Source organism: Bacteroidota bacterium (genome assembly GCA_020161395.1).
In the GTDB taxonomy this organism is placed as follows: Bacteria; Bacteroidota; Ignavibacteria; order Ignavibacteriales; family Ignavibacteriaceae; genus UTCHB3.
Genome location: JAIUOE010000007.1, coordinates 170,143 through 190,495, shown reverse-complemented (window position 1 = coordinate 190,495; position 20,353 = coordinate 170,143). Strand labels below are relative to the sequence as shown.

Sequence of the window (20,353 nt, the reverse complement as noted above, 5' to 3'; positions counted from 1 at the left end):
GGCAGGGAGAGATCAACCTGAAGTCATACAAGGATGAACTCCCCGACTTCACATGGCAGTTACAATAGCCAATCGATCTCAAACAAAAATTGAAAAAGGTTGTCACGAAAGTGGCAACCTTTTTTTTTACACCCAGGTGGGTTCGAACAAAAAAAAGGCTGCCTTTTGAGACAGCCTGATTTTTTATCTAAAATGTTCTGATGTGAAGAAATAGTAAGTGGCGCATCAGTCGCATATAACGAGATTTTTATCTAAAATGTTCTGATGTGACCCTTGAAAAAACCATTGAAGAGGAAGTGTTCATATTCCTGTTTCGCTGGGGTGCCGGTGGAATTTCTGCTGACAAGAGCTCCCATCCTCTGGCTTTGAAAGAATTCGCGGTCAAATTCTTTTCCGTTTCAGTTTCTTCTATTCTCTCTCTGACAACCGCTTCCTGTGTGGTAATTCTCGCGAGTTCAAGCTGTTCGCGTCTGAATTTCCTGTTGGAGGTCACCTTCGAAAAAACAATAAACAAAATGTTAAATATTGCGATCGCGGAGACGAGTAGAATGATGTATGAGAGCATATGAATACTTTCAGAATTGTCGTAATAAGGTTGGACAAAAATAATAAACAAATCTAATTAAAGACAGTTATTTTTTCGATTTTGCCGCCGAAAACGACCTCATGTGAGTTCTCTCACAAATACAGGCTCAAAAACTAAAATCCGGTGTTGATGTCGTCAGAAAATCGGGCATGTGGTTCCGATTTCTTTGTCCCTTCCGGTCTGAAAAGTGCCATTATACCATACCTCTGCTCGTCAAGTGCATGATCAGCGATTGAGGGATCATTTCCTTTTCCGGAAATATCTTCGGGATCATTTGAATCGTACACAGCCGACATCATTTCATCAATCAGAGGAGTGTTAAGTCCGTCAAATATAAAGTAGGAGGGTGTTTTCCCTTCTGAAGGAAAAAGACTTTTCCATGACCACCACCCTGTCTTTCTGCCTGTGAAAGCTGGAGACAGAAAAAGTCCGTTTGCTGCAAAAACATCGGCGAAAGTATTCTCGTGGGAAACCACTGAATATCTCTCTTTTTTAGCAAAGGCGTCATTTCCCGCAACAATCATCGAAGGTATCTTCCCTCCAGTGATTGATAAAAGAGCGGGGTCATTTTTAAGCAATTGAGAAATTGCATTCGCGTGATCCAGGGGCGTTCTCTGTTTCTCGTAATAGGTGAAAATCCTGTAATATTTCCCTTCGAAATCCCGGGCTGTCAGACCAAATGAACAGGGAGAATGGAACCCGGGATCTATACTTCCCGTCAACGCCCAGTCGGATGGTAGTGTAAACGGTTTGATTACCTGCTGTTTCCTGTCAAAATTCTTGAAAAACATCCCACCAAAAACCTCCCAGTCACCGTATAAATAAGCCATCCTTAATTCAGTGGGAAGTGACTTCAAATTTGCAGCATATGTACTCTTTTTGATGCAATAATCCCTTCGTTCCTGCTCGGTCCATCTATTGTAATATTCACTAATTGATATCCCCTCTTTTTGCAGGTTCTTCAGAGACCAGAAAACATTATCCCACAAGTATGACTGGATAAAGAAGAAATCAGAGGGATCCTCATTCCCGTCATATTTTTTATCGATAAAAAGTCTTTTAAGGTATGAATGTGAAGTGCCGCCGGGATTCATGGTTAGAACCATTTTGGGAGTAAACCCCTCTTTCAGACTACGGTTCGAAGTTTTCAGAAACCGCAACTGGTGGGGAGTACAATGGGTGGCTTCATCGACGAACACGACATCATACTCAAATCCCTGAAATGAATAGATATCGGATTCACTGTCGGCATAACCGAACTGAATTATGGGCGTCCCGTCCGGTGAGTAGAGTATCTTCTCCGATTTGTTGTAGTTTTCCATCAGTTTTGAATGTCTTTCGTAAAGGGGCAGGATGTGATTCTTCAGCAATTCCTTTGAATACCGCCTGAAAATCAAAGACCGCAATGCATATTTTGGATCAAGCCCGAGTATCAATGCTATCTCTCTGATGGCAAAACTTTTTGCTCCACCCCTCGCTCCTCCATAACCAATCCACGAATATCTGCTTTCTTCTATCAGTGACTTCAACAGTTTCTGTTTTGGAAGAAGTGAAATTCGTTCAACCCGCAATTTCCCCATCGAATTCTCACTCACCCGCTTTTAATTCAGAGGCAAGATCCACTACTTCTATTCGTAAAACCCCTGACTGGTCATTCTTTTTATCTCCACCCGATGGATATACCTTGTCAATCAGTATTTTAGCCGCAGATATTCTGTGGTTTAGATTTTTCCCCTCCACTTCCCCCTCCCTCACGGAAACAAGAAAACCGATTGATCTGTCCGCTTCTTTCTCCAGAATACTCCCTCCTCTTTTACTCACCATTTTCTCCTGCCGGTTTGAAATAGTTCAAAAGTAACTGTTTTGAGAATGAAATTCAAGATTAGCGAAAAGAACAATCATTAAGTTCATACTTTTTATATAATCAATTTTTCCTTAACTTTATTTTGGAAACGGGTATTTTTCCATTGTGCGGACTCTGAGAAACAGTAATCCCTGCTTCTTCATTTCACTTATTTACCATAAAAGAAACAAAACTCAAATGAACTACAGGAAATTCGGGAACACAGATTTACTCGTCAGCGAAACAGGATTTGGAGCCTGGGGAATTGGTGGTGCGATAAAAATCGGGAACATTCCAATCGGATGGGGTGAAACTGATGATGAAACATCACAAAAGGCATTGCTGAAGGCTTATGATATGGGTGTAAATTTTTATGATACTGCCGATTTTTATGGTTTGGGAAGGTCGGAAGAGATAATCGGTAAATCATTCCGGAATGTAAGGGATGTAATCATCGCCACTAAAGTCGGGCACCGCGTGGGTGACGACGATACAATTCTGCTTGATTACAGTAAATCTCATATCATATCCGCATGTGAAAAAAGTCTAAAAAGACTTCAACGAAACGAAATCGACCTTTATCAGCTCCACTCTGCAAAAGTAATACACCTTCAGCAGGGAGAGTGCATTGAAGCCATGGAGCGACTGAAGGAACAGGGAAAGATCAGATACTGGGGAATTTCGCTGAATACTTTCGATCCTTACCCCGAGTACGATTTCCTAAAATCCACAGGCTTGTGCAGCAGTTATCAGGTGGTTTTTAACATAATCAATCAAAAGGCTCTCGACTTGATTAATGATGCAGAACAGAATGGCTCAGCGGTTATAGCCAGAATGGTCATTCAGTTCGGACTGCTCACCGGGAAAATGAACCCCAACCGGGAATTCGAATCGACCGACCACCGGTCATTCAGATTGACAGGTGATTTTATTTCCCTCGTAAACGAAAAATTAAAACCGTTGCATTCTTCGGCTGCAAATGAAGGAATGCGTCCACTGGAACTTGCAATGAGTTTCCCATTATGGCAAAAAGGTATCTCCACAATTATCCCCGGAATAAAAACAGAGAGTCAGACAGTCGAAAACATAAATGCGATTCGACCTTTTAATGAAAAACTGGACAGCCTGATAAAACAACTCTACCGGGATGAACTTTACACCATTACCGAACTCATGAAAGCTCTCGGATAGTAACATTAAAGCTCTCTTTTCTGAGAACCTGATCACCTGAATAAAGAATCACATCGAAGACTGCATCACCTTTTGCCGTGTTCCCGGGAACCGGGATTTTGTTGAAGTAATCCTGTCCAAAATGCAGACTGGAGTTACATCCAATAACAAAATTATCGATCTCAGCAACCAGGGAACCGTTGAGTAACAACTCAATTCTGCAATAGTCGTACTCCTCATACTTGTCATTGATTACCCAAATCTCAAAATTGAGCATGCTCCCGGGAAAGAATTTTTCCTGCCTCAAAAACACAGAGAGGAGCAGAGGATCAAAAGCTTTCCTTACCGCCTCATATCCTTTTTTAGGAACACCATAATAATCGATAATCGACCAGCTTATCGATTCCCAGCAATCCATGAAGAAAAACTGAAATGCTCCCGTTATTCCTTTCCCTTTTCTTCTGCGGTACTGGTGAATCGCAAATGAGAGCAGGTGTGCCTGGTAATCCTGTGAATTATCCACAAATGCACTTAGCGTGCTCCCCTGTTCAATACCTGCAATATTAAATGTCTGATCGGGTTGAAAATTGTGATATTGCCATTCTCTCCAGTCGTACGGTGGTTGCACCGATTTCAGAAACTTTCCAAGTGACTCGGGAGCAGGCAGGGCTTGTGCTCCGAACTCTGTAACGAGAGGTCCCATTGGTGCTCCGGCATAATGCTCCCATGTACCCCAGTACCAGCCGTCATATGGATGCTCCTCGTAATTGGAGGCTCTTCTAATGATTCTTAATGAGTCCTCCTCCCTGACTGCTTTCTCGAGGTGCATATCGAGGGTTTCCACTTGCTCCCCCGGTTCATTTTGACAGCACCAAAAAGCGATTGAAGGATGATTGTAGAATGAGTTTACCATCTCCTTTATCTGTTTTATTGCCGTTGAAGCAAATTCCGATGATTCATCATATGTCCACTGCAATGGAAAATCCTGCCATATCATGATTCCTGCTTTGTCACAGGCTGTGTAAAATTCTTTTCTAGTAATGTGGGCGTGAACCCTGACGATATTGATGTTGGCATTTTTTATCAGGTCCACCATCCCGTCTATTCTTTCAACCGAAAGAGAGGAGAGAAGTTGCTCAGGAATTACATTAGTACCTCTTAGAAACAATTCCTTCCCGTTAATATAGAACCGTTTGTCTTTATCAAGCTCAACCCTCCTGATACCGAAATGCTCCCTGAATATTTCTTCATTTCCGTAGTAGAGCACCAGTTCGTGCAGATTCTGTTCTCCTGTGTCCCAGGGGTACCAAAGTTGAGGATTTGATATCTTCGTTATCAGTGAAATCTTGTTAACTCCGTGAGAAAAGACGGGATTTCGCTTTATCTCAATCACCTCCCATTGGGGTGTTATTATCACTGCCTTCAGTTCATCTTTTTTTACTTCCCCGTCTCCGGCAAGAAGTTTTAATTTGATATTCAGTCCGCATTCTGTTTCATTATAAAATTCATAACTTACTTTCACTCTCGCGGGAACAATCCCCGAAGAAATTATCAACGATACCGAATTCCATATACCGCCGGTGTTTGCGTTTTGTCCCTTCTCCATATCCCATCCACCGGGCCTGCAGTCATGGTGATTGAGCACCCCCTTTATCAATCTTTTTTTGAGGGGCCATACTTCACCCGGCTCTTCGTGAGGGGAGGTAACCTTTACGATGAGCAGATTCTTACCTGAGTGTGGAACATTTTTAGGCAATTCCACATAAAAGCCTGCAAAGTAACCCTCATGCCTTCCACAAAATACACCGTTGAAGTAGACTTCACAGAAATAATCGACTCCCTCAAATCTTAAAAATACAGAAGTGCCGGCGGGTAATTTGTCTATCTCCACTTCCCGGCTGTACCAGACTGTGCCGTTGAAGTTCCTTAAACCATGAAGCTCCCAGTTTGAAGGGAGGTCAGCCTGTGCTATGTTAACTCCCGAAAAAAAACCGGCAGATACTTCTTCCAAAGTCTTCTGAGAGTGTTCATCAGTTATATACTGCCACTGTCCGCTTAGATCAATCTTTTTCATTGTAATTCCTTATCTCGTAAAACCAAGATTTTCAAGTCCTTTTTTAATTACGGGGTCTTTCATAAAATACTCCCATACAAAGTCATTTTTGTAGTTTTCGATCATCAGGATTATGGGTCCCTGATCAATACCGATACAATCCTGTGCCACCCAACCTGCCGTGGGATTGAATGCATCCTGAAAGCCATACTTTCCCCAAAGCCCCGAACTGCCGTATTTATACTTCATGTTCATGAGGGTGGGAATAGTAATCTCGGGAGCAAATGGAATCGAACCCCCTGCCGCTGTGGGAGCTATGGTTCCGTCGTCGTTCCAGTCCATGCCGGGCATACTGAACCCCCGGGCTGAATAATCGATGAACTTGTATCCGTTTTTATTGTACTTTTCACCGGGCCCGTCACATGCAGTAAGACCCCATGTAAACTCATCGAAACCGGCCCATTTCCTGGGGTTTTCTTTGCCAAATATCTGCTGAACATAAGTGGCCCTGCGGGTATTCTCCCAGTAGTCTATCCCCTTTTCTCCCGTTTTACTGTCATAAATTCCTCGGAAATCGAGGAAGAGGTGAGAATACTGGTGCCCGAAGAGTGGCGGAAATATAAAATGACCAAGTCCCGGATATGGAGTCTCCCATTTGTAGTCTCTCAACCAGCGGTCATATGTTTTTCCGTAATCTTTTGAATTGGAGCCGGCAGCTATTACAAAAATTACAATCGCTTCGTTGTAACCCCACCAGCAATGATCTATCAGTTCACTCTTTTCAGGATGCCAGCCCATACTCAAACCGTTGTGGTAATCACTCTTGGAATTGTTGATAGTGAAGAAATCCCATTCAGCCCGCTCCAGAATTTTTGTGACACCTTCCCGGATTGCACGATGCGTTTCGTTGTCACCACTGTAGTAGTTTCTTGCGAAGATGAGTCCGGCAAAAAGGAGCCCTGAATCAATAGTCGACAACTCACATTTCCACTCCCTTTTCCCCTTTTTCATATCGACAAAGTGATAATAAAAACCTTTGTAACCGGTAGCGTCAACTTCCGCACTTTGTACACTCCCAAGAAGAAAATTGATCAGATTGAGAGTGACCTTAGCTGCGTACTCCTTTGTTATCCATCCCTTTTCTGCACCGATAGCCCAAACAGGCACAGCAAAACCTGTGGAAGCCATACTTGCCGGTGACCAGTCAGCAGAACGGTCTTTAACCAGGCCGTTTTCAGGATTCATCTCGTGAAGAAAATATTGAAATGTCTCCCTCTGAAGTGAATCGAGGAAATCCTTTTGCACTTGAGGAATGTTCTGATATTTTACATACTTCTCGGGCATATAAGTATTTTGAGCCACGGAGCAGCCGCTAATAAGGAAAACAAGTGGTAATAAAAGTAATAATCTCATTTCATCGTCCGGGTTGTAATTATAACAAAACCGCCGGGGACTGCCCGGCGGTGGAATAAATCAATAATTATAGAGATCAGAAACCGACACTGAAAGTGAAACGGTGAGCCTGATCGAGCCTTCCGTAGTCAGCCCATGCATAATCGAACCTGACTGTGTACCCTCCGGAGATTGATGCTTTTACACCACCCCCGAGAACGGCACCACCTTCGAGAGAAGGAAGAAAAAGGTTTCTGTATCCGCCTCTCAGGTAAACCAGATCGAGTATCTGAAACTCACCGCCAAGACTTATGCTTTCGTTATTGTCATTGGGATGAAATCCATCGACAGAAAGAATAAGTTTATAGTCTTTGGTGAATTTCACGGGATATGACATACCAACTCTGAAGGCAGTAGGAAGACCCCACTCATCCATCCTGAGCTCGGCAGGCAACTGATCGTTGTCTCCATATTTCTTCGGGTCGAAATCGAAATTGACATAGGCATCCCTCCCCTCATATTTGGCTCTCGGACCAAAATTCATAAGAGCGGCTCCAATCGTCAGACCGTCTACCTCAACCTGGTACTGCACCCCGATGTTGAGGGCGAATCCGGAAAGGTTGGAATGCCAGATCGATTCCTGATAATATGTCATCTGAAGCCCGACAGAAACGCGGTCTGTGAGCATGATACCATACCCGAGACCGAGTGCGAAATTGGTGACGCTGAACCTCTCACCCGTTCCGAGCGGTTGCTCCACTGTTCTCACATCCATCTCACCCGAGTTAAGGGAGGTCATCTGAAGTGCCAGTGTTCCCAGTCCCTGAATCGGAACGGCAGCAACTGCATAGTTGTAGTTGATGTCTGCAATCCATTTGTTGTAGGTAAACTGAACATCAAGTTTGTCAAGTCGCCCAAGACTTGCGGGATTGTAATAGAGCGAAGTTGCCTCACCAAAAAGTGCGGTACCTGCATTTCCCAAAGCTGCTGCCCTTGCGCTCGGTTCAATCTTCAGAAATTGAGCTATTGTGGTTCCCGCCTTGCTCTGCGAATAAAGCAGGACGGAGGAAAGAACCAAAAAGAACGCTGTGATAATTGTTATCTTTTTCATTTTTGTCTCTCCTACTTCACTATTGCGAATTTACCGGTGTGTACACCCGACTGACCCGCATCCACATGGAAGATATAAAGACCCGGTGCTGCTTCAAGGTTATCTTTTGTTCGAAGATCCCAGGGAATATAGCCGTTTAAGATATTTCCATCGTGTTGAAGTGTCTGAACAAGTTCACCTGTCACTGTATAAATTCTTATGGTGCAGTTTGGAGGGAGATTCCTGAATTCAAGTTTTCTCTCGCCTCTTCCCTGAACACCAAATCTTTGGGGTTCGAAAGATGCTGCAGCCACATAAGGATTGGGAACAACATACGGTTTGTTGTTGAACTGACTGTTAGCCAGGTTTTGATCAAACTTTTGACCAATCGATCTGAAAGTAAATTCATCCTGACTGCCAAGCGGTTTATTGATCACAAAACGGTACTCGTCACCTTTTGTCGGTGGGACAAGAGGTCCTCTCTGCCACTGTCCTACTGTATCAAGCCTGATATTCCAGGTCGGTATTGCAACAGTCGGAGCTTTTGTCTGATAAGTCTGAATCTCGATATAATCATCGGGTTGATCAAGCGTCTTCGAATTGTTTTTGTCGAAGAACTTGAAGTTCAGCTTCGATTCACTGCCATCTGCTTTCATTGCGGTAATTCTGAACATCGCAGGTTTGGCCTGGAATCCCGGGAATGCCTTGGAAGTGTCGAGCACCTGGTCGCTGAATTCGATTCTCAAGTTCTCCGGATAACCCGGGCGTTTGAGGTTGATTGGTCTGACAGCGCTGTACCTGATTGCAAGTGAAGCATTTGTTGGACTTCCGGCAACAAATCCGGTCTTTGAAGAATCAACTTTAAATGTGTCAATCGAGGTAACCACGGGGAGCAAACCAAGCGCTGTGGGTCCCGAGCCCTCGCCCTTAAAGTCGTAACCCAGTCTGAAGAGAGTATCTCCGGCGGTCTCATCAATAAACCTGTACATTTCGGCTTTCACGCTGTCATCCTGACCGAAGAATGTCAGTTTGAATAGATGATTATCAGGCACTTCTGCCGGGTTTACAACTTTCACCGTCACACTTCCGAAACCATTTCCCTGGCTGTGAACTATGTTCTCGGTTTTTGCAGGAACATATCCCATGCTGTTTGGATTCGGCACCATTTCAATAACATTTTTCGGGAGAACGGTACCGCCGCGAAGTGTCTGCGTGACCGAATAAGCATTCTCAGACGGATACAATTCCAACGAATCGGATCCCTTGTCATATGCAACAACAGCATAGTAATACTTCTGACCGTTAACGGCAGTTGTGTCGCGGTATGTATGCCTGATTCCTGTGTCATCACCCAGATAGTAGGCAACACCCTTAACTGTGGTTTTCGAGTAGCCAAGAACCTTGTCCTTTAAATCAAATTGCGCAAGAGCTCTTCCGAATGGCATCGGTTCTGTTCCCGTACCACTGTAAATCGTTTTGATGTCATTAAAGTTTGGATCAGTGCTTCTGTAAATCTTGTAACCTTCGAAATCATTTTCACTTGTTACAGGATCGAAAGCTCTTTCGGCAGCTTCGTCCCAGGAGAGTTCAACATAACCATCTCCGGCAAATCCTGTAAGAGTCGGAGTTGGAGGCGGAACTGCAAACTGATAGTTGGCTTTATAGATTTTGCCGACTATCTTCACATTGTTCTTGAGTTCCCTAAGATCGCGTCCAAATGCAAGGGCAAGACTGAATCTCTCTGTCTTTCCGGCAGGGAGTTTGAATGGACCTGAGGCAAACAAAAATCCGATGTTCAGGTTGGTTCTGGTAATCGCTGCATCAAAAGAGGAATCAGGATCGGAGAAATTCTTGTAAAGTCTCTCGGGCCAGCCTCTTCCGTCATCAAAAAAGACGATGTTGTCTGTCTGTCCACCACCAGCCGGATCATTTATTCTGTTAAACTTGAATCCGGTCAGACCAACCTGATCCGATTCATCGATATCAACTTTATCGAAGCCCGGTTCACCGTTTGTCGGTATACCGTCATTTTCGCCCGCATCGCTGGTTCCAAAAAGACCGTCAGCACCCGTGTCGTTGTACTCGCCAACCCAGTCCATATCCTCATCACCTGTCCACCAAAGACCTCTTTTAAAAGCAGGTCTGCTCTCGAGTGGACCGTATGTTGCTTGGAAATCTGCAAGGGTATAATTTGCAGAAGCATACGCACGAATATTGTCCTGCCCGGTAATCAGTGTGCCTGGTCCGCTGTCTCTTTTCTCATCCTTAATACCGTCTTTATCGTTATCCTTGCCGTCATACTGATTTCCGGGTGTTTCAAGATATGAATATCCGAGATAACCTGTCGGACCCTTAACCCCGTTACCGTAGTAGTCCCATGTGTAAACGAGGTTTATTCCCTCTTCCTTCGTGAAGTAGGCGTTGTCATCGTCAGATTCAGGATATGGATCCTTCCCTTTTCCGGAACCGCCAACACCCGAGTCCATGTAGAGCCCGAAAATAATGTTGTCATTATAGTCGGTCGTACTTTCATTGGTGATATCATAATGGAAGAAAATAACATCGGACGCCTGCGGGTTGTTCCACTGGAAGCCTCTTTGTTCTATTCTTAAACCAAGCCCTCTTCTGGTACGGTCGCGGCTGTCGGGGTAATAATCCCAGGCATCGTAAAAGTTATCATCCATCACGGTGAAACTTTCCTGCATCTCAAGTTTAGGAACCTTTCCGAAATAGCCGTTCCACGAACCTCCCCAACCGGGGTCTGTGGCATCATTCATCTTGTCGATCCACTTGTCGGGCCAGGTTCTGGGATCATTGGACATCGCAACCGACCGCCCCACATTTATCGTCGGATCATCCTGGTGATATCCGGGTCTTGGTTCATATCGCATTGTCTTTCCTGTGAGCGGACTCTGAGTCTGTCTCTCACGGTATCCCGATTGCATCATGTAGGCAACTTTTCCATTTTCCTGCATAACCTTTGCCAAAACAAAAGGTGTAATACCATCAGTATAGTTTTCACCCGAACCTTTTGGAATTTCGACTGAATGGAATACCGTCAGGTCAACTTTCAGAGGATCGGGAGGATAATCGCCAACCATTCCATAGTTAAAGAACCGGGTTCTGATGTTGTTGAAGTCGTGCTGCCCCATTCTTTCCGCATCTATTCTGCCCCTGAGTTCCGGGGGAACCTGTGCAAAAAGAACGACGGGTGCCATAATCATCAGGAGAAAGAATTGGAACCTTCCCGGTCGAAAGATTTTATTTTTTGAATTCATATTAAGATCTCCACTTTTCCGCATAATTATTTACTCCTGAAAGAGATGCCAATCTCAATTTTTCTCGGCTCGTAAAATCTGCCCGGGTTAAGAAGTGCTGCCCTGTCGGCAAATGAATTTACAGAGTAATCAGGACTTCCCGTGTTTGCGAATACAAATCCGTTCACGAAATTTGTACCCAGCACATTGGTCATTCTTGCGAAAACACTAAGATTTATGAAGGAAAGTTCAAAGTATTTTTCAGCTCTGATATCGAGAATCGCATACCCGTCTTTTCTTCCGGAGTTTGTTTCGAGGTCGGCATTGAAGCCCGTCCCGATTGCGGGGGTGTATGGCATACCACTTCCAATACGAAGAATTGCCGATATTGTGTAATCGTTCGGCTGCAGATAAACAGCGGTGAAATTAAGAGTATGTCTCTGATCCCATCCAAATGGAATATCTCTTGGTCTCGGGTCTTTCCCGGCAGCCGCTCTGTTGGCGGTCTCATAAGGGTCGCTTGCATTTCCCCGTGCATATTGCATGGTGTAGTCAACAGATGCCGTAACGGGACCAAGTTTCCTCATCTCAAACGCAAGTGTGAAACCATATACCGAGCCGAAGTCGATGTTTGTCAGCCTTGGGTAGTCTGCAGCGGCATAGGTGGAAATGAATTCTGCACCCAGAAGGTCTCTTATATCCTTGTAAAACACTGTAAGTTCACCACCAAAAACCTGACTGAAAGCCTGTTTCAAACCACCTTCATACTGCACAGTAAGTTGCGGTCTGAGGTCCGGATTTCCCATTGTTCCATACGAAATGCCGCCGTCCTGAAGGTCTCTCAGGATGGTGTAGTTCGAATTTGAGTAGAGATCGGCAAGTCCGGGCATCTGATAAAAGTGCCCGTAAGCAAAGTAGACTGAAGACATGGCAGTAAGCGGGAAACTGAACCCAAGTCTCGGTGCCAACGCAAATTTTACAGTTGTCGGTTTCAATACCGACTTCGGTGCACCCGAAATGGAGTTGGCGGGGTTCGAAAGATCACTTGGTACTTCAGCGTTTGCATCATAATACTCAGCTCTCAGTCCGGCTCTGACAACCAGATCTCCCAACTCAATCCTGTCCTGAAGATAGAGTGCATATTGTTTCGGGAAATACTGGTTTATTCTCGGATCGGTAATAAGCACAGGCTGGTCTTTCGCAACAAGAGTCGATACTCCGTTTACAATAGTCATCTGCAGGAAACCGGGCGAACCAAACTGGATGTCTGAAATCTGTCCCTCAACCCCTGCCTCGAGCAGGTTGTGCCTGTTGATCTGCCAGGTAAAATCAGCCTTTGCTATTATGGTGTTCGTTTTTTGGATATACCTTCCAAGATCAACACCCTGGACTATTGCGCCGAGTTCATAATTGTTGTCACTCTTGAACTCGCCTGCAGCCAGGTAACCGGGATCAAAAACCGATTCATATTTATATGACTTGTAGTCGAAGTAGTTCTGCCTTACACTCACTTTATAAAACATTTCTGGCGACAGTGTGTGAGTAAAATCGACGCCATGAGAGACAGATACGGTGTTGTTTGGTTTATTCCCGTCGGGATTCAGACGGAGACCAAAATTGTAGTAGTATGCTTCGATTGAGTTCATGATCGCCTGATAGCTCAAAATCATGTTCTTTATCGAAGTGTTGGTAAGTTTGAACTGCCCGCTCCACTCCCGGGTGGTATTCATCGGTACAAGTTCGTTGTCTCCGGATGGTCTGAAGATTTTAGCTTCGAGATCGTTTTTATCTGTCGGCATGAATCTTCTCGTTCCGTAGAGATATCCGTCACCGGCATATCTTCTTCCTGAAACAAGGAAAGTTGTCTGTGGTAAACCTGTCGGACCGGAAAGTGTCAGTTGATAATTCTGAATGCCAAGGGGACGGAGCTTGTCAGCATCAGGATATCTCTGATTGTCTGTTGTATAAAAACTTCCGCCGTAAAATTCTCCCGACCATTCAAAATTGTCATCTCCCGACCTAAGAACAGCATTCACAACTCCAGACATTGCCTGCCCGTATTTAGCATCGAATGTTCCGGAGATAATCTGGACCTCCTGCAACACCGATTTATCAAGAAGAAGTGTGGCAGAGTTGTTGAACGGGTTGTTAATCGAAACACCATCCACCTGATACTGAACCTCGCCGAGTCTTCCGCCCCTGAAGTGACCATCCACAACACCCGCCTGAAGGTTTACTATTTGTCCGAGATCCTGAACAGGCAAAAGTTCTATTTCATCCTTCGAAACATTTACCACGGAGGAGGTCTGATTAAACTCCACAAGGGGTTTTTCTGCAGTAACAACAATTGTTTCGGTGGTGAACGATGTACTCTGAAGTTTTACATCAATTTTTGTGGTTTGATCTGTTGAAACTGCGATAGCTTCAACTTTTTTCGACTGAAAGCCGGTATATCTGAACTCAACGGAGTAGGTTCCGGCTCGAAGATTTAGAATCGTATAGTACCCGTCATAATCCGTCACTGCTCCCTTATTGGTGCCTTCAACGATAACAGTGGCGCCGATGAGTGGCTGACCGTTTTCATCGGTCACCCTGCCGGCAAGTTTTCCCGCTGTTTGAGCATTTACCAGCCCGGAAATCAGAACCATAAAAATCAGCAGAATTACCGGAAAAAATTTGTAGCCGGTTTTTTTCATTTTTTCACCAGTTCATAAGTGGTTTGAAACTGTCATATATAAGCCGATTGTGCAGTGTGCAGAGAAATATTTCTCTTTCTCTGCACTCATTTATCTGCACTTTGGACCGAAAAAACTACTTCATCAAAATCATTTTGCCTGATGCTGACGAAATGCCGCCATTTGATGCATTTTTAAAGTTGACTTTATAGAGATATACACCTGAAGTAAGTCCTCTTGCATCAAAATTGATTTCCTGCGCGCCGGCAATCGCATTAATCATTTGCCTGCTTACAAGCTGTCCCAGAGAATTGTAAACCAGCACTTCAGCCTGACCTGACTGAGGAGCGGAAAACTTGATTCTGGTTGAAGGATTAAACGGATTGGGGTAGTTCCCATAAAGTTCAAGCGATGAAGGTATTCCTGTAAATTCATCTTCCACACCGACCACACCATCATTGCTTAGGTAAACCCATGCAAGGGCGGGTCCGCCGGCATGCTCACGCATAAACCAGGTTCTTGTTCCATAGTTTAACGCAGGATCTGTGAATGAATCACCATCATAAAGTACTGTTCCAAAGAACAGACTCCTGTCACCAAGATCCTGAGGATAGCCCAGAAGTCCCGTCAACTGAATTTTTCCTTCAATCACATAACCGTCGTCAACATCGTTGTTGTTGTTTATGGTTGACGCACCTTTCAACTGGAAGGCATAAGCAGATTGTGTGGAATCGAGAAGTGTCTGCATATAGTCACCCGGCTTGAGCGCACCTGTTGAATCGAAAGAGAGCCGGAGCATTCTTGACTCAAGTGCATTGTCTGAAGCACGGGAATCACGATCTATAAGTATGGTAGCAAAACCGTCGACCGCATCAAACATGCTGGTTCCCTGAATAAGCTGATCGTTGAAATCGGCACCAAAATAAAGGAATCCGTCTCTGTGGAAATATTTTATTTTTACATATCCGGGATCTACAACAGGTGGTCTGCTACCGGCGACAAGCTCGGGCTGATACTGTCCACTCTGATAAGGTCCAATTCCGGGGTATGCAGCTCTTGTTAAAGTATCATCCCATCCGATTACCAGTTCCTGAGCGCCTCTCCATACTTCTTCGTCAAGGTTGCCATCGATTACCGGAGCAGGTTTGTTGGAGCCGTTATAGAAGGTGTATTCAACCGGAGCGAGAGGAGGGTTGGTTGTATTCACAGTAACATCGGGTTTTGCATAAATTCTGGCAGCGTTTGCACCGTTTGCATTTCCCCATGGATACTGATAGTATGCTCTTGCTGTGCTTATTCTCGAAGGCACACTTCCGTAAACCCAGTCACAATCCCATATAGAAAAGTTTAACTGAATAATGTCGCCTGTAGAGCGTGTGATATCATAGCCAAGCAATGCGACATCTATTTTCATCTCAACTTCCCATCCCTGATCTGGAGTGGTATCATCGCACGATACACCACCGATGGTTCTGTAGCCGGCATCCCATGCAGCTCTCTGTTCCGGAGTTCTGGTAGTGTCAGAGAAGTTGCCAAATCTGCCGATGAAACGGGGTGGTGTTCCGGGCTGCAGATATTGAGGTACATTCAGGTACCACCATGTGTAGAAAAATTCAGTTGCGGGAAGTGGTCTGTTCGGACTTGCCTTGTCACGAATATTCATCAGGATTCCGTCCCATCTTGCCCAGTCAGCAATTCCACCAACAGAAGAGTCGGGCATCTTGAATCCAAGATAGAGATAGTGGTCTTTAACGAGGAATTTTACCGTCGCTCTAATCGGATCAGTGATGGCATTCTCATTGAATTCCGATGTCCAACCACTTGTTGGCAGGGCACCGGGCTGACCATAGATAACCTGCACCGAGTCGGCTTTTGCCCAGTCGGCTTCATTCATGTTACCATCAAGGGTAATGGTACCCAAAGCAACCTTTCCCCAGAGGGCATCACTGCGCACTACGCTTTGCGCGTTTGATAAATTGACTGCAAATAGAAGAATGAACAAAGCTGTTATTACTTGTTTCATCTTTTCTCCTGTATGATTGTTACTGATTGATTGATTAAAAAATTTAGAATAATGGTGACGGATTTGCACCGGAACAGCCACATGAATTGCCAATTATCAACCCTGTTGAAAGCTTTTCGTGGTAGGCTTCCAACGGATTCACCTCGCCGTTTATAACTTTTAACAGGTATCTCACTGCCTTGCCACCAAGCTCTTCAATCGGAGCGTGAACCGTTGTCAGTCTCGGGCTCAACAGTCTGCTCAGATAGATGTCATCAAATCCTGTTACGGCAATATCATCGGGAATCGCAACCTTAAGAATTTTTGCTCCCTCGTAAACCCCCAGAGCCATCATGTCGTTTGCTGCAAAAATCGCCTGTGGCTTCTCAGCCAGGGTCATCAACCTCATGAAACCGTAGTAACCGGAGCGGACAGTGAAGTCACCGTCAACTATCCAGTTGGGATTAATGTTGATTCCGTGCTTCTGCAGCGTCTCTGAATAACCCAAAAACCTCTCTTCGGCGTCGCAGTTGTCTTTCGGTCCTTTGATCATGGCAATTCTTTCATACCCGTGTTCAAGCAGATGCTCGATATTGGCAACCGTGCCCTGATAATTGTCGATGCTTATGCTGATTGCCTCGTCGATATCGTTCAGTGAATTTATCAGCACCACAGGTCTGCGGCTTTTGCCGATAATCTCGGGCACTTCCCTGTGAATCTGAGGAGCCATCATTATAACTCCGTCCACTCTTCCACTTGACATAAAGTCGATCAGTGTTTCCACCGCGTCTCTTTGGCTGTGAGAACTCGCAACAATAATAAATTTGTTCCACCTGTGAGCCTCTTCATCGATTCCATGAATGATGTCGGTAAAAAATTCGCCGGCAATGTCAGGAATGATTACTCCTATCGTATCTGTCATCTGTGTCGAAAGTCCGCGTGCAAGAGGACTCGGTTTGTAGTCTATCTCTTCAGCGATTTTCATGATCTTCGACTTGGTGGCATCCTTAATCAATTTGCTGTTGTTAAAAGCTCTCGATACTGTTGCTATCGACACCCCTGCCAATTTTGCGACTTCATGGATGTTTTTTCTGGTCATGATCTTGGTTTCAATTGTAAAAAAATGTAAGCGTTTACAAAGATCAATTTAACAAACATTTTTGATTAATTCAAGCGGAAAATCAAAAATATTTAAAGAATTTTATTCTTTTACCCCACCCATCATTATCCCCTTAATGTAATACTTTTGCAAGGCAAGAAACATTATCATTACCGGCATAATTGTGATCACACTTCCCGCCATCATCAGTTCGGGATCCTTGGTATGTTCCCCCATCAGATTTGCCAGAGCCACCGGAAGGGTGTACATGTCACTGTCATTCAATACGATGAGGGGCCAGAGGAAATCGTTCCAGGTTCCCATAAATGTAAATATCGCAAGAGTAACCATTACCGGCGCAGCAAGAGGAACAATTATTTTATAGTATATCTGAAAATCTGTGGCTCCATCAATTCGTGCTGACTCAAGCAGACTGTCAGGAATCGCCATCACATACTGTCTGATAAGAAATATCCCAAATACATTAGCAAGTCCAGGAATCAAAATCGCCATATAAGTGTTCAGAAATCCGAGCTCCTTGAGCATCAGGAATAGCGGCAGCATCGTAACCTGTGAAGGAATAACCATGGAACTGAGCAGTATTTTGAAAATCGTATCTCTACCTGCAAATCTGTACTTTGCAAAAGCAAATCCCGCCATCGAATTAAACACCAGTGAAACAACAGTAACCATCGTCGAAATAACCAGACTGTTCAGGAGATTCCTCGAAACATCGAGCCTCGAGAACAATGTCTCATACTGTGTCAGCGAAAAAATGTCGGGAATAAACCTCGGCGGAAAAACGGATGCATGTCCATCCAGCATAAAAGACGCCGATACCATCCAAATAAAGGGAGCGAGCGTGAGCAATCCGGTAAAAATCAAAAATGCATAAATCAGATATTTCTTCACCTCAGGCATCCCTTCTTTTCTGAACCCACATCTGAATCATCGTACCAATCAGAATGATCACAAACAGCACAAACGCAATTGCCGACGAATAACCCATATTCCACCAGCGGAATCCCTCCTGATACATGTAAAGTACAATACTCAGTGTGCTGTCCAAAGGTCCACCCTGTGTCATAATGTAGGGCTCTGCGAATAACTGGAAATAGCCAATCATTGTGATAATGGTAATAAACACAGTGGTTGGTGCGAGCATCGGGAGAGTAATTTTTATAAACCTCTGCCAGCCGTTTGCCCCTTCAATCTCAGCGGCTTCGTACAATTCCTCGGGTATATTCTGTAAACCGGCGATGAATATTATCATGTTGTATCCGAAATTTTTCCAGATCGAGAGAAGTATGATGGATGGCATCGACCATGCCGGATCGCCCAGCCAGTCGATCTTACCGATTCCCAGAAAACTTAATCCGTAATTCAGCAATCCAAATTCAGGATGATAAATAAACCGCCACACAATGGAAACAGCCACAAGAGTGGTAACGACAGGCATAAAATATATAAGCCGGAATATCCCTTTGAACTTGACTAACTTCGAGTTCAGCATCATTGCTGCGCCGAGAGAAACAGCAATCGAGAGGGGTCCCGAAATAACAACAAAAAAGAGGGTATTTTTCAGGGCAGTCCAAAATAGTGCATTATCAAAAAGTTTGATATAGTTATCGAATGCCGTGAATCTGAATTTGCTGTAATTACCAATGGCATAGATATCAAAATCAGTAAAACTGATTATGAATGCACTTATCACAGGGATAAAAAAGAATACAAATATCGCTGTGAGTGCTGGTGCCAAAAAGAAATATGCAGCTTTTTTCATTTGTCGTTTTTTTGAGAAACTTGAGAAACTTGAGAAACTCGAGTGACCTGAGAAACTTGAGAAACTCGAGTGACTTGAGTACTTGAGTTTATTTAATTATAATTTATAATTAATAAGTCAAAACTAATAACTGACAATCCATCGCCTCTTTTCCAAAATTATATCAACTTCCTTGTCCATTGCCTTCATGGCTTCTGCTTCAGTCATGGTGCCGCGGGCGGCATATTCTGCGAATTGTTGCAGCTTTGAGAATACGATTTGTTCCCACTCGGGTATTTTTGGAGTTGGAACCACATGCTGAAACTGATCATAAAATGCTTTAATAAACGGATCGTTTTTGAAGTATGGTTCATCCCAGGCTGATATCACAGCGGGAAGGTTGTTTGTTTCCCTGTAGAAAGCGAGCTGTGTCTCTTTTTCTGACAGGAACTCAATGAACTTCCACGCGGCTTCCTTGTTTTTGGAATTCTTAAACATGACAAGACTCGATCCGCCCGCAAGACTTACACCTGGAAATCCGTTTTTCCCGGGAAGTGGTGTTGTTCCCCACTTCTCACCTGTTGAATCCTTCATCCATTTTTTGAATTCGGGAATGTTCCACGGACCCGAAATGTACATCGCAAAAAATTCCTGTTGAAATGCCTGATACACATTTGTTACCTGGGAAACCCCCATTGGGGTTAGTTTTTCCTTGTGAAACTGAATGAGGAATTTGAAGGCATCGAGAAAATCCCTGCCGCTGAAATTCCCATAGGTCCAGTTATCTTTTATCAAATTGGAACCGTTCTGCAGTCCAAATATTACAAATGGTGCCCACTCGTTTGTCGGAAGATAGATCGCATATTTATTTGGATCATTCTGCATTTTGACGATTTTGCGTGAAAGATCGAGCAACTCTTCCCATGTTCGCGGAGGATGATCATAACCTGCTTTTTTGAAAATGTCTTTCCGATAGTAGATTATTCGTGTATCGATGTACCATGGAACGCCGAATATTTTTCCCGTTACTTCATTTGTATTCCAAATACCCGGGAAGTAATTCGCTGCTTTTAAACTTTTGCTTTTTGAAATGTATCCATCCAGAGGTTCAAGTGCTTCTATCATTACAAACTGAGGCACCCATGTATTGCCAAGCTGACAAAGGTCGGGTGTGTTGTCAGCGGCAAAAGAGGAAATCAATTTCTCCTGAGCTGCCGTCCAGGGAACCATCTGTACTTTTACTTTTATGCCCGGATTTCTTTTTTCAAACTCCGGAATAACCTTTTGTATCTTTTCCCCTTCGGTGCCCATCCCCCAAAATGTGATTTCTGTTGTGGTTGCATCTTTGCTGCCACAACCGGTAAGCAAAAATAAAAATGGAAGCAAGAAGAATCCTCCCGGTAAAACCAATCGAAAATTAAGGC

Annotated in this window: 14 protein-coding genes; 1 reads left to right on the top strand and 13 read right to left on the bottom strand. The window is 44.2% G+C overall.

The features are described from left to right. Window positions 1-247: 247 nt before the first annotated feature. From LCH52_12605 to LCH52_12595, 3 genes are all read right to left on the bottom strand, one after another. A complete protein-coding gene (locus LCH52_12605; protein ID MCA0389322.1) occupies window positions 248-565 on the bottom strand; it encodes a hypothetical protein in 318 nt (105 codons plus the stop codon). Window positions 566-699: 134 nt separating this feature from the next. Then, the gene (locus LCH52_12600; GenBank protein MCA0389321.1) at window positions 700-2,115 is read right to left on the bottom strand and encodes a phage terminase large subunit; all 1,416 of its coding nucleotides are present in this window, start codon (window positions 2,113-2,115) and stop codon (window positions 700-702) included. Between the two features lie 58 nt (window positions 2,116-2,173). After that, the gene (locus tag LCH52_12595) at window positions 2,174-2,410 is read right to left on the bottom strand and encodes a hypothetical protein (protein MCA0389320.1); all 237 of its coding nucleotides are present in this window, start codon (window positions 2,408-2,410) and stop codon (window positions 2,174-2,176) included. A 217-nt stretch (window positions 2,411-2,627) separates the two neighbouring features. On the opposite strand from LCH52_12595, the gene LCH52_12590 reads away from it, so the two are divergent. Continuing rightward, on the top strand, window positions 2,628-3,620 hold the full coding sequence (locus LCH52_12590) for an aldo/keto reductase (protein MCA0389319.1): 993 nt from the start codon (window positions 2,628-2,630) through the stop codon (window positions 3,618-3,620). Here LCH52_12590 and LCH52_12585 read toward each other — a convergent pair. From LCH52_12585 to LCH52_12540, 10 genes are all read right to left on the bottom strand, one after another. After that, entirely contained in the window at window positions 3,601-5,673 is a 2,073-nt protein-coding gene (locus LCH52_12585; GenBank protein MCA0389318.1) for a beta-galactosidase, read from the bottom strand. The genes LCH52_12590 and LCH52_12585 overlap by 20 nt on opposite strands. Before the next feature lie 9 nt (window positions 5,674-5,682). Further along, window positions 5,683-7,065, bottom strand: a complete 1,383-nt coding sequence (locus tag LCH52_12580) for a Tat pathway signal protein (GenBank protein MCA0389317.1) — start codon at window positions 7,063-7,065, stop codon at window positions 5,683-5,685. A gap of 76 nt (window positions 7,066-7,141) precedes the next feature. Next, window positions 7,142-8,155, bottom strand: a complete 1,014-nt coding sequence (locus tag LCH52_12575) for a PorV/PorQ family protein (GenBank protein ID MCA0389316.1) — start codon at window positions 8,153-8,155, stop codon at window positions 7,142-7,144. Window positions 8,156-8,166: 11 nt separating this feature from the next. Further along, on the bottom strand, window positions 8,167-11,412 hold the full coding sequence (locus LCH52_12570) for a hypothetical protein (GenBank protein ID MCA0389315.1): 3,246 nt from the start codon (window positions 11,410-11,412) through the stop codon (window positions 8,167-8,169). 26 nt (window positions 11,413-11,438) lie between these two features. Then, on the bottom strand, window positions 11,439-14,087 hold the full coding sequence (locus LCH52_12565) for a TonB-dependent receptor (protein MCA0389314.1): 2,649 nt from the start codon (window positions 14,085-14,087) through the stop codon (window positions 11,439-11,441). A gap of 115 nt (window positions 14,088-14,202) precedes the next feature. Then, window positions 14,203-16,089: a T9SS type A sorting domain-containing protein gene (locus LCH52_12560; protein MCA0389313.1), complete on the bottom strand. Its 1,887-nt coding sequence runs from the start codon at window positions 16,087-16,089 to the stop codon at window positions 14,203-14,205. Between the two features lie 43 nt (window positions 16,090-16,132). Beyond that, entirely contained in the window at window positions 16,133-17,167 is a 1,035-nt protein-coding gene (locus tag LCH52_12555; GenBank protein MCA0389312.1) for a LacI family transcriptional regulator, read from the bottom strand. Between the two features lie 102 nt (window positions 17,168-17,269). Continuing rightward, entirely contained in the window at window positions 17,270-18,088 is an 819-nt protein-coding gene (locus LCH52_12550) for a carbohydrate ABC transporter permease (GenBank protein MCA0389311.1), read from the bottom strand. Further along, window positions 18,081-18,950, bottom strand: a complete 870-nt coding sequence (locus tag LCH52_12545) for a sugar ABC transporter permease (protein ID MCA0389310.1) — start codon at window positions 18,948-18,950, stop codon at window positions 18,081-18,083. The genes LCH52_12550 and LCH52_12545 overlap by 8 nt, the downstream gene beginning before the upstream one ends. Before the next feature lie 123 nt (window positions 18,951-19,073). Next, window positions 19,074-20,315, bottom strand: a complete 1,242-nt coding sequence (locus tag LCH52_12540) for a sugar ABC transporter substrate-binding protein (GenBank protein MCA0389309.1) — start codon at window positions 20,313-20,315, stop codon at window positions 19,074-19,076. Window positions 20,316-20,353: the final 38 nt, after the last annotated feature.

Coding starts and splice junctions, on each gene's coding strand:
- LCH52_12590 (MCA0389319.1), top strand. CDS start 2,628: ATGAACTACAGGAAATTCGGGAACACAGATTTACTCGTCAGCGAAACA.
- LCH52_12595 (MCA0389320.1), bottom strand. CDS start 2,410: ATGGTGAGTAAAAGAGGAGGGAGTATTCTGGAGAAAGAAGCGGACAGA.
- LCH52_12585 (MCA0389318.1), bottom strand. CDS start 5,673: ATGAAAAAGATTGATCTAAGCGGACAGTGGCAGTATATAACTGATGAA.
- LCH52_12565 (MCA0389314.1), bottom strand. CDS start 14,087: ATGAAAAAAACCGGCTACAAATTTTTTCCGGTAATTCTGCTGATTTTT.
- LCH52_12575 (MCA0389316.1), bottom strand. CDS start 8,155: ATGAAAAAGATAACAATTATCACAGCGTTCTTTTTGGTTCTTTCCTCC.
- LCH52_12560 (MCA0389313.1), bottom strand. CDS start 16,089: ATGAAACAAGTAATAACAGCTTTGTTCATTCTTCTATTTGCAGTCAAT.
- LCH52_12555 (MCA0389312.1), bottom strand. CDS start 17,167: ATGACCAGAAAAAACATCCATGAAGTCGCAAAATTGGCAGGGGTGTCG.
- LCH52_12545 (MCA0389310.1), bottom strand. CDS start 18,950: ATGAAAAAAGCTGCATATTTCTTTTTGGCACCAGCACTCACAGCGATA.
- LCH52_12580 (MCA0389317.1), bottom strand. CDS start 7,065: ATGAGATTATTACTTTTATTACCACTTGTTTTCCTTATTAGCGGCTGC.
- LCH52_12550 (MCA0389311.1), bottom strand. CDS start 18,088: ATGCCTGAGGTGAAGAAATATCTGATTTATGCATTTTTGATTTTTACC.
- LCH52_12605 (MCA0389322.1), bottom strand. CDS start 565: ATGCTCTCATACATCATTCTACTCGTCTCCGCGATCGCAATATTTAAC.
- LCH52_12570 (MCA0389315.1), bottom strand. CDS start 11,412: ATGAATTCAAAAAATAAAATCTTTCGACCGGGAAGGTTCCAATTCTTT.